This window comes from Nocardiopsis sp. NPDC050513, from assembly GCF_044457925.1.
Lineage (GTDB): Bacteria > Actinomycetota > Actinomycetes > Streptosporangiales > Streptosporangiaceae > Nocardiopsis.
Window position 1 is genome coordinate 529627 of the sequence record NZ_JBITHK010000003.1, and the last position, 12595, is coordinate 542221.

The 12595-nt window shown below is 71.3% G+C and carries 15 protein-coding genes; 5 read left to right on the top strand and 10 right to left on the bottom strand.

Annotated elements, in window-relative coordinates; translation table 11 throughout:
• The first annotated feature begins 20 nt into the window (after positions 1–20).
• Positions 21–2315 carry a phosphoribosylformylglycinamidine synthase subunit PurL gene (gene purL, locus ACIBFB_RS07655; protein ID WP_397227389.1) on the top strand — a complete coding sequence of 765 codons (2295 nt, stop codon included), beginning with the start codon at positions 21–23 and terminating at the stop codon, positions 2313–2315.
• Between the two features lie 197 nt (positions 2316–2512).
• Here the strand turns inward: purL and ACIBFB_RS07660 are convergent, their stop codons facing one another.
• From ACIBFB_RS07660 to ACIBFB_RS07675, 4 genes are all read right to left on the bottom strand, one after another.
• Positions 2513–2914 carry a hypothetical protein gene (locus ACIBFB_RS07660; protein ID WP_397227391.1) on the bottom strand — a complete coding sequence of 134 codons (402 nt, stop codon included), beginning with the start codon at positions 2912–2914 and terminating at the stop codon, positions 2513–2515.
• Entirely contained in the window at positions 2911–3228 is a 318-nt protein-coding gene (locus ACIBFB_RS07665) for a hypothetical protein (RefSeq protein WP_397227393.1), read from the bottom strand. Before ACIBFB_RS07665 ends, ACIBFB_RS07660 begins: the two co-directional genes overlap by 4 nt.
• A 203-nt stretch (positions 3229–3431) precedes the next feature.
• Positions 3432–3632 (bottom strand): hypothetical protein, encoded by a 201-nt coding sequence (locus tag ACIBFB_RS07670; RefSeq protein WP_397227395.1) that lies wholly within the window; start codon positions 3630–3632, stop codon positions 3432–3434.
• Complete coding sequence (locus ACIBFB_RS07675) at positions 3629–3850, bottom strand: hypothetical protein (RefSeq protein ID WP_397227397.1); 222 nt, start codon at positions 3848–3850, stop codon at positions 3629–3631. The genes ACIBFB_RS07670 and ACIBFB_RS07675 overlap by 4 nt, the downstream gene beginning before the upstream one ends.
• Positions 3851–3928: 78 nt before the next feature.
• On the opposite strand from ACIBFB_RS07675, the gene ACIBFB_RS07680 reads away from it, so the two are divergent.
• On the top strand, positions 3929–4702 hold the full coding sequence (locus ACIBFB_RS07680; protein WP_397227399.1) for a Scr1 family TA system antitoxin-like transcriptional regulator: 774 nt from the start codon (positions 3929–3931) through the stop codon (positions 4700–4702).
• Between the two features lie 2 nt (positions 4703–4704).
• Positions 4705–4866 carry a DUF397 domain-containing protein gene (locus tag ACIBFB_RS07685; protein ID WP_397227401.1) on the top strand — a complete coding sequence of 54 codons (162 nt, stop codon included), beginning with the start codon at positions 4705–4707 and terminating at the stop codon, positions 4864–4866.
• Positions 4867–4920: 54 nt separating this feature from the next.
• Here ACIBFB_RS07685 and ACIBFB_RS07690 read toward each other — a convergent pair whose 3' ends face one another.
• Positions 4921–5364, bottom strand: a complete 444-nt coding sequence (locus ACIBFB_RS07690; RefSeq protein WP_397227403.1) for an ATP-binding protein — start codon at positions 5362–5364, stop codon at positions 4921–4923.
• Positions 5361–5807, bottom strand: a complete 447-nt coding sequence (locus tag ACIBFB_RS07695) for a hypothetical protein (protein WP_397227405.1) — start codon at positions 5805–5807, stop codon at positions 5361–5363. The genes ACIBFB_RS07690 and ACIBFB_RS07695 overlap by 4 nt, the downstream gene beginning before the upstream one ends.
• 338 nt (positions 5808–6145) lie before the next feature.
• Here ACIBFB_RS07695 and ACIBFB_RS07700 point away from each other — a divergent pair, with 338 nt between their 5' ends.
• Together ACIBFB_RS07700 and ACIBFB_RS07705 are read left to right on the top strand one after the other, a co-directional pair.
• Positions 6146–7927 (top strand): hypothetical protein, encoded by a 1782-nt coding sequence (locus tag ACIBFB_RS07700; RefSeq protein WP_397227407.1) that lies wholly within the window; start codon positions 6146–6148, stop codon positions 7925–7927.
• Positions 7858–8016 carry a hypothetical protein gene (locus tag ACIBFB_RS07705; protein WP_397227532.1) on the top strand — a complete coding sequence of 53 codons (159 nt, stop codon included), beginning with the start codon at positions 7858–7860 and terminating at the stop codon, positions 8014–8016. Before ACIBFB_RS07700 ends, ACIBFB_RS07705 begins: the two co-directional genes overlap by 70 nt.
• 3 nt (positions 8017–8019) lie before the next feature.
• Here ACIBFB_RS07705 and ACIBFB_RS07710 read toward each other — a convergent pair whose 3' ends face one another.
• The 4 genes from ACIBFB_RS07710 to ACIBFB_RS07725 all read right to left on the bottom strand — a co-directional run bounded on the left by ACIBFB_RS07710 (position 8020) and on the right by ACIBFB_RS07725 (position 12595).
• The gene (locus ACIBFB_RS07710) at positions 8020–8688 is read right to left on the bottom strand and encodes a pyridoxamine 5'-phosphate oxidase family protein (protein WP_397227409.1); all 669 of its coding nucleotides are present in this window, start codon (positions 8686–8688) and stop codon (positions 8020–8022) included.
• Between the two features lie 59 nt (positions 8689–8747).
• Positions 8748–9236, bottom strand: a complete 489-nt coding sequence (locus tag ACIBFB_RS07715; RefSeq protein WP_397227411.1) for a globin domain-containing protein — start codon at positions 9234–9236, stop codon at positions 8748–8750.
• Positions 9237–9678: 442 nt separating this feature from the next.
• Positions 9679–10638, bottom strand: a complete 960-nt coding sequence (locus ACIBFB_RS07720; RefSeq protein WP_397227528.1) for a glycine betaine ABC transporter substrate-binding protein — start codon at positions 10636–10638, stop codon at positions 9679–9681.
• A 4-nt stretch (positions 10639–10642) separates the two neighbouring features.
• On the bottom strand, positions 10643–12595 hold the full coding sequence (locus tag ACIBFB_RS07725) for an ABC transporter permease (RefSeq protein ID WP_397227413.1): 1953 nt from the start codon (positions 12593–12595) through the stop codon (positions 10643–10645).

Below are 12595 nucleotides of genomic sequence, written 5' to 3' on the forward strand. Positions count from 1 at the left end.
CATCCCGAACGGAACCACGCATGTCTGAAGTACCTGGTCTCGACACCGTCGCCGTGGCGATCGACACCCCGGACACCGCCCAGCCCTACGCCGAGCTGGGCATGGCCAAGGACGAGTACGAGCGGGTCCGCGAGATCCTGGGCCGCCGCCCCACCTCCTCCGAGCTGGCGATCTACTCGGTGATGTGGAGCGAGCACTGCTCCTACAAGTCCTCCAAGGTGCACCTGCGCCAGTTCGGCGAGAAGGCCCCCGAGAGCGACGCGCTGCTGGTCGGCATGGGTGAGAACGCGGGCGTGGTCGACGTCGGCGACGGTCGCGCGGTCACGTTCAAGATCGAGTCGCACAACCACCCCTCCTACGTGGAGCCGCACCAGGGCGCGGCCACCGGCGTCGGCGGCATCGTCCGCGACATCCTCACCATGGGCGCCCGGCCCGTCGCGGTGATGGACGCGCTGCGGTTCGGCCCCGCCGACGCGGAGGACACCAAGCGCGTCCTGCCCGGCGTGGTGTCCGGCATCTCCTTCTACGGCAACTGCCTGGGCCTGCCCAACATCGGCGGTGAGATCGGCTTCGGCGCGGGCTACCTCGGCAACCCGCTGGTCAACGCGCTGTGCGTGGGTGTGCTGCGGCACGAGGACATCAAGCTCGCCCAGGCCCCCGGCCCGGGCAACAAGGTGGTCCTGTTCGGCTCCACCACCGGCCCCGACGGGATCGGCGGCGCGTCCGTGCTGGCCAGCGCCACCTTCGACGACGAGTCGCACGCCAAGCGTCCGAGCGTGCAGGTCGGCGACCCCTTCATGGAGAAGCTGCTCATCGAGTGCAGCCTGGAGCTGTACGCCCGCGACCTGGTCGTGGGCATCCAGGACCTCGGCGCCGCGGGCGTGTCCTGCGCGACCACGGAGCTGGCCGCGGGCGGCACCGGCGGCATGGACATCCAGCTCGACCGCGTCCCGCTGCGCGACCCCCGGCTCACCCCCGAGGAGATCCTCATGAGTGAGTCCCAGGAGCGCATGATGGCGGTGGTCGAGCCCGCCAAGATGGACGAGTTCCTCGCCATCTGCGAGAAGTGGCAGATCCTCGCCACCGAGATCGGCGAGGTCACCGAGGTGACCCCCGAGGAGGCCGAGCGCGGCGGACGCCTCGTCATGACCTGGCACGGGGAGACGGTGGTGGACATGCCGCCGCGCACCGCCTCCGACGAGGGTCCCGTCTACCAGCGGCCCTACGCCCGCCCCGCCGAGCAGGACGCGCTCCAGGCCGACGACGCCGCCGCGCTGCGCCGCCCCGCCGACGACGCCGAGCTGCGCGACCAGCTGCTCCGCGTGCTGGGCGCACCGGGCGTGGGCGACCCCACCTGGGTCACCCAGCAGTACGACAGCTACGTGCGCGGCGACACGGTGGTCTCGGCCCCGCACGACGCCGGGATGATCCGCGTGGCGGACGACTCGCACCGCGGCGTCGCCCTGGCCACCGACGGCAACGGCCGTTACACCCGCCTCGACCCCTACGCGGGCACCCAGGCGGCCTACGCCGAGGCCTTCCGCAACGTCGCCGCCACGGGCGCCCGCCCGCTGGCCGTCACCAACTGCCTCAACTTCGGCTCGCCCGAGGACCCGGGGGTCATGTGGCAGTTCGCCGAGGCCACGCGCGGCCTCGCGGACGCCTGCCAGCGGCTCGGCACCCCGGTGACCGGCGGCAACGTGAGCTTCTACAACCAGACCGGTGACGTGGCGATCAACCCGACGCCCGTGATCGGCGTGCTCGGCGTGATCGACGACGTCCGCACGCGGCTGCGGTCGGCCTTCGACACCGACGGCGCCGCGGTGTTCCTGCTGGGCGAGACCCGCGCCGAGTTCGGCGGGTCGGCCTGGGCGGACGTGGTCCACGGCCACCTGGGCGGGCTGCCGCCCCGGGTGGACCTGGCCGCCGAGGCGGCGCTGGGCGAGGTGCTGGCCACCGCCGCCGACCGCGGCCTGGTCACCTCCGCGCACGACCTGTCCGACGGCGGCCTGGGGGTCGCCCTCGCCGAGTCGGCGCTGCGCGGCGGCCGGGGCGTGCGCGTTGAGGTCGACGGCGACGCGTTCACCGCGCTGTTCAGCGAGTCCGGCGCCCGCGCCGTCGTCGCGGTGGCCCCCGAGCACGCGGACGCGCTCCGCGCTCTGGCCGCCGAGCACGGCGTCCCCGTCGCCCAGATCGGCGCGGTGGGCGGCGACTCCCTGGCGGTCAGCCACCCGGGCGGGTCCGTGGAGGTCCCGCTGGACGAGCTGCGCACCGCCTACGAGTCCGCGCTGCCCGCCCTGATGGACGGCGTGTAGGACCCGGAAGCCGACGGAGCGGGGGCGCCCACCGGGCTCCCCCGCTCCGTCGTCACCAGTGACCGTCCTCGTCACGCACGTCCGCCAAGGCCCCCGTAGCCAGAGGTGTGCCGGGTGGTGACGGTGCCCAGGACATGCCCGTGGCGTCGCTCACTGTCGGCCGCGCGTCCCCCTGTGTCGAGTTCACAGGACGTCGCTCACACGGTGAACAACGGGATACGCGCGCCGACGGAATCGGCGATCTTGGCGATGTCACCGGGATCGGAGGTGACAACGGTGGCACCCGCGTCCATAGCGGCCAGCACCACCATGGCGTCAACCACGTCACTGGTACCGGACTGTCCCAGGAGCTTGCCGATGCGCCGTGCCATGGTCCCATCGAGGCCAACGACCTCGCAGCTGTTCACCACCCGGGCCATCCCCGCCTGACGAGGCCCTCCACGCCAGATTTGAGCCAACACCATAATCGGCAGCAAGGGTTGCCGTCCCGCGATGTGCTCCTGTCGGCAGAGATCCCACACGTCCCCTCTGGGGTCGGCCTCAGCCGAACGGAGGGCGCCGGCGTCCAGCAGGAAACCCCGCGGTCGCAACACCGTCACTCTTCGCTCTCCTCATCCAGGCTGTCAAGGTAGGCGAGTGCCGCCTGATTCGCCCTGGCATCCTCGATCGGAACCGGGCGCCCCACTCCTGTGGCTTGGATCGCCTCCCGGACCCTGGCCTGCGCCTCCTTCGTGGGTTCACCGTGTTCGGCGAAGTGCTCCTCGAGAGCGATGCGCGCCTCATCCAGGGCCGCCTCTCTCCGAGCGGCACCGTCCAACCATCTCGACAACGGGATGCCCGCGCGACTCGCCGCGCGACGGGCCCGCTCAAGGGTCTCGGAGTCAAGGGACACGGACAGCTTCTCAGCAGACATGTACCCACCATAGCTCCACCGGTAGCACCGAGGTAGGAATACTGGCGACTGCACTGCCGAAGACGACGAGGCGGGTCTGCTCAACCGGACCCGACCCTCTGTCGTCGGCTCGCGTGGTGACCGCATCGTCGGCGCGGACGATCTGTGCCCGCTTCTCCGGAGGGGCGGTGTCATCGCCAGGGCCGAACCAGAGGCGTCGTCCTCTACCGGTGTTCGTGTTCGTCGGCGACGTCCGCCCAGCGGGCCCGGTCCATCCGCAGGGCGTTCGCGAGGGCTTCGTTGGCGGCCGAATGGCGCATCCCGCAGACCCGTGTGAGGTAGCGGTAGCACTCGTCCCAGCTGCCCTCCCGCCCGTCCACCAGCCATCGCGAGCGACCGGCGTAGGCGACGGCACGGCGGCTCATGTCTCCGCCTCCGACCGGTGTCGGGGCGAGAACTGGGTCAGGTGCAGCCGTGCTCCCAGGACCTCGACCGTGTCCGCGCGGATGACGTCGTCGGCGTCGGGTCCGTGCACGGCGATCCAGGCCGGGCCTCCGTCGTAGGCCCGCTGGATTCTCCAGCCGGGATACCGCTGGCGGAGGTCGGCGAGGGCGGTCTGTTCTGGGGTGTCGGGCTTCGTCATGCGTCCCATGTCACAGCGTGCTCACAATGCGCGACAAGGGGCCTGTGCTGCATACGTGCATCGCCGTACAGTCCGTGCATGGACGGTGCATCTTTCCGCACGCTTCTCCACGCTGGCCGCACATCCCGGGGATGGACGCTGGAGCGCCTGGGGCGCATGATCGGCGCTGTTGGAACTACGGTCGGCAGATGGGAGAGGGGCGAGTACCTTCCCCCCAGAGAGGTCGCCGTCGCCCTGGACAGGGAACTCGGCTACAACGGCCATCTGATGAGGGCCTGGCAGATCGAGAAAACCGGTTCACCGCTGCCTCCGTGGGCACACGACATCGCCCAACTGGAAGAACGGGCGCGGCTCATCGAACTCGTCTCGCCCCACCTGGTTCCCGGAATCCTCCAGTGCCCGAAGTACATGACACTGATGATGCGGCGAAACCTGATCCGGGCCGCTGACATCACCCAGTTAGTGCGGGCGCGCTCCCAACGCTTCGAGGTGTTGGTGGCGAACAATTTGGCGTCTGTGACAGCTGTGTTCCCCGCCTTCGCCGTGACCCGGCTACCTGATGACATTCGTCGCACACAGGCCAGGCGGTTACTCGACCTGATCAGAACAGGATGTCTCGATGTCCATCTGATCATGGAGGAGGAGACACCGATCGGGCTCATGGGTCCGCTGATGATGTTCCACCTGCACGAAGGCGGGACGATCGCGGCCAGCGAGCACAATCGGGGAGTTATCGTGCACGACGAGGCGAGCGACTACGGCCGTCTGCACAACCAGATCAAGGCGGCCCTCGGCCGTTCTCTGCCTCCGGTGCAGTCGCGCCGGTTCCTGGACGAGGAGAAGGAGAAGTAGCCATGTGGCACAAGTCCACGTACAGCCCGAGCGGTGGCGACTGCGTCGAGGTGCGCGAGCACGCGAACGGCGCGGAGGTGCGCGACACCAAGAACCGCGAACTCGGCGCACTGGCCTTCGACACCGACCAGTGGGTCACGCTGATCGCCAGCGTCACCCGCTGACGCACCGCCCGGTGTCCCGTGGGCAGCTCCGTTCACGGGACACCGGTATCAGGCTCAGCCGGGATCGACGTCGAAGGCGGCCCAGACCTGGGTGAAGTAGCCCGGCCACTCCGGGAAGGCGTGGCAGCCCCAGTCGGCGGCCAGGCTCTCCACGAGGAGCAATCCGCGCTGTCCCTCGGCGACGTCCCACTCGTCTTCGGTGCGCTCCGTGGGGATGCGGGGGCGGGTGGGCCCGCCGGGGTCGCTGACGGCGACGCGCAGCGTGCGCCCCCCGAGCAGGCACATCGTGCGCACGACCTCGCCGCCCGGGCGGGCGTACTTGGCCGCGTTCGCCACGAGCTCGCTGACCACGAGCTGGACGGTGTCCACCAGGTCCGGGTCGAAGCCGACCAGGTCACGACCGAGATCGGCACGGACCCCGGCGAGTTCGGACAGGTCACCGGCGTAGCCGCGGCAGGGCCACCACACGCCGGGCAGGGCGATGTCCAGGGCGCTCACACCGCCACCTCCGCACACCGCCGGGCCCGCTGGTCGTTCCAGGTGCGCACGAGGGCCGCGAGCTCGTCGAACTCGCCGGGCAGCGGCTCCACGGGGGCGGCGAGCAGGTCGCCGGAGGGGCGGGGCCTGGGCACCCACGCGTGCAGGCGGGCGGTCGCCTCGGCCCGGACGCTGTCGAGGTCGCGCTCGTGGGAGAGGTAGTAGGGGCGGACGAGGGCGATCTCGTCGGCGGGGAGGCTCTCACGCGGCGGAGCCAGAGGCGGCGCGGGCGTGGGGGCGGGAGGCGTGCTGGCCTCGACCGGAGCGGGGAGCGGCGCGTAGCGGCGGACCCGGGTGGAACGGCGACGGCGGGCGGCGGACGCGTGGCGACCGCGCGCGGGGGTGAACAGCGCCTTCACGAAGCCCATGGGCAGGGCGAGGAAGACACGGGTAAGGTTACCCATGTCGGCAATCCTTTCGGTTCAAGGTTCGACTTTGCTGACCACGACCCCGGGCGCTGACAAGCGTCGCGGGGTCTTCCGAGTTTTCAGTTGTGTTGGGTAGAAGATTAGGGCATGGGAGGGGTGGGGACGAACTTTTTCGCGAAGCGGATCTGAAAAAGTTCGCCACGTCGGACATCGCACCAGGTCAAACCGCTTGTTTGGAACGGTCGTTCCCCTTCCTGAATGGCGCCGGAAGAATTCTTTTAGTCCGAATTGAAGGGATTTGCTGGGATATCTGAAGCCCCGCTGTGCGGGCAATCCGTCCCGGTGGGTAGGGGTGGGACGAGGGGGTGAGGCGCGTGACGGTGGGAACCCTCTCCACGGGCCGGGGCGTCCGCCCCCGGTGGCTGCCCCTGGCGCCGCTCGCCCTCCTGGTCACGGCCCTCGCGGCGACCGGTGTCCTGCCGACCTGGCCGGGCCTGGTCCACCTCGTCGCGCTCCCGCCGCTGGACCTCTTCGGCGACCTCCGGGTCCTGCTGACCACGACCACCGGGCCCGTGTCGTTCACCCTGTGCCTGGCCGTCGTGCTCGCCGTCCGCGTCACCGTCCTGGCCCTGATGACGGGCGGGCTCAGTCGGAGACGGCTGGCCCTGGCCGCCGCCTTCTACGGCGTGCTGCTCCCGCCCATGCTGCTCGCGGCCGAGTTCGTGTACATGGCGGGCACGCTCCTGTACGCGCGCCTGTTCTGGGCCGGGCTCGTCGCGGTCGCGGTCCTCGTCCTCGTGTGCGCCCCCCTGCCCTGGGGACCGGGCCGACGGATCCGGGACGTCCTCGCCCGTGCCTGGCACGACGGCTTCCGGGTCGGCGTGACGCTGACCTACGGCGTCGCGGTGGTCGGGATCGGCGCGCTCGCCCACCTGTTCCCCGCCGCGACGGTCGCGCTCGTCCCCGTGTCGGCCGCGGCGACCGCCGTCGCGATCACCGCGCTGACCCGTCCCGCGCGCCCCGGCGGGCCGCGCCGCCTGGCGGCCGTCGCGACGTCGTTCGCCGTCCTGGCCTGGGCGTGGGTCGCCACCCGCGACACGGCGTCCGAGCCGCCCGGACCCGCCCCGCCGCGCGCGGGGTCGATCCTGCTGATGTCCGGCACCGACTCGCGGTCGGGAGCCGGGAACGCCTTCCGCACCCGCACCGACCTGCTCGGCTACGGCTGCGACCAGACCCACTACTTCTCCTACGCGGGCCCCGGGAACGGCCAGCCCCGGGGCGAGGCCCTCTGCCCGATCCGCACCGGCGCCCCCTACGTCAGCGCCCACACCCAGACCCCGGTGGGCGAGCAGGTCCGGTCGTTCGCGGCGCAGACCGAGGACCTGCCGCGCCCGCTGGTGGTGGTCGGGCACTCCCAGGGCGCGTGGATCGCGTGGCGGGCCGTGGCCACGGGCGCGGCGCCCCGGGTCGACGCCCTCGTTCTCGCGGGACCCTTCCCCGAGAGCGTCAGCGGCTACCGGCCCCCGGGCGAGCCGGGCCCGGGCCGACCCGCGTCCGACCTGCTCCACCTGCTGACACCGCTCAGTCGGGCGGTCGACTTCGCCTTCGACACCGAATCCGCCGCCGGGTACGAACTGCTCGGCACCACGGACGCCCCCGCCGCGGTCTTCGGTCTCCCCCTCCCCGGGCACACGCGCTCCCTCAGCGTGGTGTCCACCGTCGACCTGCCGCTCATGCCCTCCGGGTGGCGGCTGCCGGTCGACCGGAACGCCTGCCCGGTCCGCGCCCCGCACGCCTACCTGCCGACCAGCCCGGCCTTCTACGAGGAGGCGAACCGCTTCCTCGACGGCGCCCCCGCCCCGCACTGCCCGGTCTTCCGCACCTGGGGAGTCCCGCCGGCCGTGCCGTTCACCGCTCCGGCGGTCCACGCGGGGCCGAGGGCGCCGTGCCCCCGCCCGACGCGGGCGGTAGAACGGAGGGTGAGGACACGAAGGAGGCGGACATCATGCGGCGGGGATGGCTCAAGGGACCGCTCGGCAGCCACGAGCGTCCGGCGAGCGCGCTGGGCTTCCGGCTCGTGCTGGCCGTGTTCGGCGCCCTGGTCCTGCTGGTCGGCACGGTCGCCAGCGCCCTGCTCACCGGCGAGGCGTGGCTGACCGTCCTGTTCGGCGGCGGCTTCGCGTGCGCGTGCGTGAACGTGTACTGGGTGGGCCGACGCCTGCGCTACGAACGTCCGCGCCCCTGACGCCTACCCCGCCCCGCCCGGGAAGGCGCCTCCGAACGCCACGGGCTCGGGGACGCCCCACGGGCTCGGGCTTCCCTTGGCTCCGAAGAAGTCGCCGCCCTTGCTCTTGACGTCGTCGGTGCCCCACTCCTCGTCGCGGCCCACCGCGCGCAGGTGGGGAATGTGCTTGCGGCAGTGGATGTAGGCCTCCTCGACGTGCACGAGGGTCCACACCAGCGCCCGTTGTCCCGGCACCTGGGGCTGCGGCAGGCCGGGGACGTGCCTGCGGATCTGCTCGTCCTCCACGATCCGGGCCCGCCCGTTGACGTGCAGCCCGATGCGGTCGCGGAGGAAGTCCAGGAACATCAGCCCGACGTGCGGGTTCTCCATGATGTTGCCGGCGCTGGCGAACACGCCGTTGCCCCGGAACTCGGGATAGGCGACGGTGTACTCGTCGATCACGTGGACGAACCCCGGCGGGCCCGCGCGGAAACTGGAGTCGCACTCTCCCTCCGCGTCGGAGGTGGCGATGAACAGCATCTCCTGGCGGGAGATGAACTCGCGCATGCGCGGGTTCAGGTGGTCGAGCATCTGGTCCTGGTAGAAGCGGTCGGCACGCTCGGTGCTGCCGAGGATCGCCTGGACCTGGCGCTCGCCCTCCGTGCCGGGGGTGCGGCCGTCGTGTCGCGTCATCGGGGTCCCTTGCGGAGTCGGGGAAGAGGACGGTCGGGGTGCGGTGGGTTCGGGCGCGGTCAACGGGCGGACCGCGCGTACCGGGCGTACCCGACACCGGTCCCGGCGTCCTGTTCGGCGCCCGCGAGCATGTTGGCGGTGATCCACTCGTAGACCAGCACCCACGCGGAGCTCATCGAGGACGACCAGGTCGGGGAGACCTCGCTGACCGCGCGGACCAAGGCTCGGCCCACGTAGGGGTAGTGCTCGGGTTGGACGCCGAGCTCCCGGCGGTGCTGGGCGCCGAGCTTGCGGAGCTCGTAGGCGACCTCGTCGGGCGTGTCGAGGTACTGGACGACCTGCAGGAGGGCCTGGGCCATCCGCCGGTGCTGGGGGCGGAGGTCGTCGGCGAACATGCTCCGTACGCCGGGGGCCATCTCGAAGAGGTTCCGGTAGAAGGCCTCGGCCAGGCGGGTCGATCCGGACGGCAGCTCCGAGCAGGAGCGGCGGACGGCGTCGATGACCGACTGGTCGGGGAGAGGGACGTGGGCGAGTGAGCGGGGAGCCATGACGTTCCAAGGGGTGTCGGTGATCAGGGGGGACACCGGATCGTTGGGGGGCGCGAACGGCGTACGCGCCGCCCGCGGGTTCCGGGTCGGGGGCCGCTGTGGCGCGATCAGCGCTCTGGGGCGGCCACGAGCCCCGGCTGGGGGCAGCGGCAGGCTCATGCGGCGGGTGCGATGGTCCGCGCTCCGGCGGTCGGTCAACGGAACGGTGTGTCCGGGGGTCACGCGGAGTGGCTGGGGTCCGCATTCTGCCTGCGTGTCGCAGAAACGGTCGTACTCTAACAGAGACCAACACCTTGCACACCGTTACCGTGGTTAACAGTCGCGCTCGCGGGCGTGGGACGGTGGCCCGCCGCCCCGCCCCCGCGGCGGAGCGCACCCCGATCCGGCCCGCGGCACAGGGCCGGGACGGAGGTCCTCGCCCCCGCCCCGGCCCCCGTGCGGATCAGCGCCCCCCGTACCCCTCGGGGATCCAGTCGCGCCACACGTCCGGGTTCTCGTCCACCCAGATCCCGGCCGCCTCCGAGGGGTCGATCCCCTCGTCCGCGATCATCCGTGCGACCTCGTTCTGGTCGGAGTTGCTCCACCGCCAGTTGTCGAGGAACTGGTACGCGGGGTCGCCCGTCTCCACGAACCCGGTCCTGAAGATCTTGTTCAGCTCGTAGGTCGGGTAGTCGCAGGGGACGTACTCCAGGTCGTCGTCGCACCCCTCGACGAAGGGCGGGAACTCCACCTTGACCAGGTCGAGTTCGTCCTGGAGCCACTGCGGGTCGTAGAAGTAGAAGAGCACCGGCTCCCGGTCGGCGTACCGTCGCCGGACCTCGGTGATCTGCGACGCCTCCGATCCGGCGTAGACGATCTCCAGGTCCAGGTCGAAGGCGTTGATCATGCCCTGGTCCTGGGTGACGAACCCGGGGGCGCCGGCGAGGAACTCCCCGCTGTCGCCGGTCTGGGCCGTCCGGAACAGGTCGGTGCGCTCAGCCAACCCGTCCACGGTCGCGATCTCCGGATACTCCTCCACCAGGTAGGCGGGCACGTACCAGCCGATCACGCCCTCGTTGCCGTTGGGTCCGCCGTCGACGACCGTCCCCTTGCCCTCGGGGCCGTAGAGCTCCATGAGGTCCTCGTGACCCCAGTTCTCCACGATCACGTCCAGCACGCCCTGGTCGAGCGCCTGCCACGCGGGCTGCTCGTCCACCCGCATGAGCTGGACCTCGTAGCCCATCTCCTCACGGAGGACGTACGCCAGCACCTCGGCGCTGGCCTCGTACCCCACCCAGCCGTTGACGGCGATCCGCACGGTGTTGGGGTCCCGGGCGACCTGGTCGGTGCGCACCGCGCAGGAGCTGACCGACACCACGGCCAGGACCGCCGCGCACAGGCGGATCAGGGCGCCCTTCCTCATGAACCTAGGCACGGGGTGCCCTCCTTCCCTGCGTCACGCGGTCCAGGAACAGGCCGAGGCACACGATCGCCAGGCCGGACGCCAGACCCAGGCCGAACTGGTTCTGGGCCAGGCCGAACACGACCCCGAAACCGAGCGCTCCGGCGCCCACCAGCGCGCCCATGACCACCATGGACAGCACGAGGATGATGCCCTGGTTGACCGCGAGCAGCAGCGACCCGCGCGACATCGGCAGCTCGACCTTGGTCAGCAGCTGCCACTTCGTGGACCCCTGCGACCGCGCGGCCTCCAGCGTGGCCTTGGGGACACCGCGGATTCCGTCGTTGACCAGCCGGATGACCGGGGGCAGGGCGAAGACCACCGCCGCCACCAGGGCCGGGACCGGGCCGAGGCCGAAGAAGGCGACGGCCGGGATCAGGTACACGAACGGGGGCAGGGTCTGCATCGCGTCCAGGATCGGTTTCAGGACCGCCGCGAGCACGTCGCTGCGCGAGGCCAGGACACCGATGACCACGCCCAGCACGAGCGTCACCAGCGCCGCGACCAGCACCTGCGCCAGGGTGTCCATCGCCTCGGTCCACACTCCCAGCAGACCGACGACCACGAAGGACACGCCCGAGACCACGGCGGCACGCGTCCCGGCGAAGATCCACCCGAGCGCGGCGGCCACGAGCACCACCAGCCACCAGGGCGACCCCGTGAGCACGGCCGTCAGCGGGTTGATCACGACGCTCTGCGCCGCCTCGCCGAGGGCAGCCGTGAAGTCCCCGGCCACCGACTCGAACCACGCCTCGAACGCGTTGATCGGGCCGCTGATGTCGACCGACAGATCGCGCGGCCATCCCTCGACGCCCAGGACGCGTGCGACGCCGACGACGGTGATGACGATCGCGAGACCGCCGCCGAGCACCGGCAGCCGGAACCGCGGCGCGATGTCCGGGGTGTGCGCGCCGTGACCGACCGCGCCGGTCACCCGGTCCATCGCGATGGCCAGCATGACGATCGCCAGACCCGCCTGGAACGCCTCGCCGACGTTGACCTTGGCCAGCGCCTGGTAGATCGCGTCACCGAGACCGCCCGCGCCGATGACCGACGCGATCACGACCATGGAGACCGCGAGCATGATCGTCTGGTTGACGCCCAGCAGGATGGTCCGCCGCGCCATCGGCAGCTGCACCTTGGTGAGGAGCTGCCAGGACGTCGAGCCGAGCGACGTCGTCGCCTCGACGGCGCCCCTGTCGACCTCGCGCACGGCCAGCGCCGTGATCCGCACCGCGGGCGGCATCGCGTACACCGCGGTCACCACGACCGCCGCCGGGTTGCCGATACCGAAGAACAGCACGAACGGCAGCAGGTAGGCGAAGGCGGGCAGGATCTGCATGAAGTCCAGCACCGGCCGGATGCCCCGGTAGAACCGATCGCTGCGCCCGGCCAGGACGCCCAGCGGGAGACCGAACAGCAGGGCGGCGATGACCGAGGTGACGATCAGCGACAGCGTGGTCATCGACTCGTTCCACAGCCCGGTCAGCGCGAACACCGCGAACGTGGCGAGGACGACCAGCGCGACCCGCCACCCGGCGACCCGCCAGCCGACGAGCACCCCGGCGACGGTCACGCCCACCCAGGTGAGGTAGTCCAGGACCTGGTTGATCAGCACGACGGCCGAACCCAGGGTCACGGAGACGTAGTTGAACCCGTACAGGAACAGCGGGCTCTCGTTGCGGTTCAGGACGATCCACAGGTAGGCGTCGTCCATCCGGGCCATGAGCCACTCGCCGGTGGCGGCCGGGAACGCGCCCGCCCACGCCGGGTGGCCCAGCCAGGCGCTCACGAAGTACCCGGCGACGAGCAGCCCGACGGCGATCAGCGCCGCGGGCCACTGCCACAGGGGTATGCCGTCGATCCGTCCGAGTCCGCCGGTGTTCTGCCCGGGGTCGGGCCTGGTCGCCGTGGCCAT

Coding starts and splice junctions, on each gene's coding strand:
- purL (WP_397227389.1), top strand. CDS start 21: ATGTCTGAAGTACCTGGTCTCGACACCGTCGCCGTGGCGATCGACACC.
- ACIBFB_RS07665 (WP_397227393.1), bottom strand. CDS start 3,228: ATGTCTGCTGAGAAGCTGTCCGTGTCCCTTGACTCCGAGACCCTTGAG.
- ACIBFB_RS07670 (WP_397227395.1), bottom strand. CDS start 3,632: ATGAGCCGCCGTGCCGTCGCCTACGCCGGTCGCTCGCGATGGCTGGTG.
- ACIBFB_RS07675 (WP_397227397.1), bottom strand. CDS start 3,850: ATGACGAAGCCCGACACCCCAGAACAGACCGCCCTCGCCGACCTCCGC.
- ACIBFB_RS07680 (WP_397227399.1), top strand. CDS start 3,929: ATGGACGGTGCATCTTTCCGCACGCTTCTCCACGCTGGCCGCACATCC.
- ACIBFB_RS07685 (WP_397227401.1), top strand. CDS start 4,705: ATGTGGCACAAGTCCACGTACAGCCCGAGCGGTGGCGACTGCGTCGAG.
- ACIBFB_RS07695 (WP_397227405.1), bottom strand. CDS start 5,807: ATGGGTAACCTTACCCGTGTCTTCCTCGCCCTGCCCATGGGCTTCGTG.
- ACIBFB_RS07710 (WP_397227409.1), bottom strand. CDS start 8,688: ATGACGCGACACGACGGCCGCACCCCCGGCACGGAGGGCGAGCGCCAG.
- ACIBFB_RS07715 (WP_397227411.1), bottom strand. CDS start 9,236: ATGGCTCCCCGCTCACTCGCCCACGTCCCTCTCCCCGACCAGTCGGTC.
- ACIBFB_RS07720 (WP_397227528.1), bottom strand. CDS start 10,638: ATGAGGAAGGGCGCCCTGATCCGCCTGTGCGCGGCGGTCCTGGCCGTG.
- ACIBFB_RS07725 (WP_397227413.1), bottom strand. CDS start 12,595: ATGGCCACGGCGACCAGGCCCGACCCCGGGCAGAACACCGGCGGACTC.